This is a genomic window from Paenibacillus sp. sgz302191 (assembly GCF_057749925.1).
In genome coordinates, this window is sequence record NZ_JBYLHY010000111.1 from 1 (window position 1) to 520 (window position 520).

General features: G+C 56.2%; 1 rRNA gene. It reads left to right on the top strand.

Going from position 1 to position 520, the window contains the following annotated elements:
• Window positions 1-520 (top strand): 23S ribosomal RNA (locus tag AC3G2T_RS38835); the annotation flags it as partial.

Below are 520 nucleotides of genomic sequence, written 5' to 3' on the forward strand. Positions count from 1 at the left end.
AAGGGAGCTTGACTGCGAGACAAACAGGTCGAGCAGGGACGAAAGTCGGGCTTAGTGATCCGGTGGTACCGAATGGAAGGGCCATCGCTCAACGGATAAAAGCTACCCTGGGGATAACAGGCTTATCTCCCCCAAGAGTCCACATCGACGGGGAGGTTTGGCACCTCGATGTCGGCTCATCGCATCCTGGGGCTGAAGTAGGTCCCAAGGGTTGGGCTGTTCGCCCATTAAAGCGGTACGCGAGCTGGGTTCAGAACGTCGTGAGACAGTTCGGTCCCTATCTGTCGCGGGCGTAGGAAATTTGAGAGGAGCTGTCCTTAGTACGAGAGGACCGGGATGGACGTACCGCTGGTGTACCAGTTGTCTCGCCAGAGGCATAGCTGGGTAGCTATGTACGGAGGGGATAAGCGCTGAAAGCATCTAAGCGTGAAGCCCCCCTCAAGATGAGATTTCCCAGTATGTAAGACCCCTTGTAGACGACGAGGTAGATAGGTTCGAGGTGGAAGCGCGGCAACGTGTG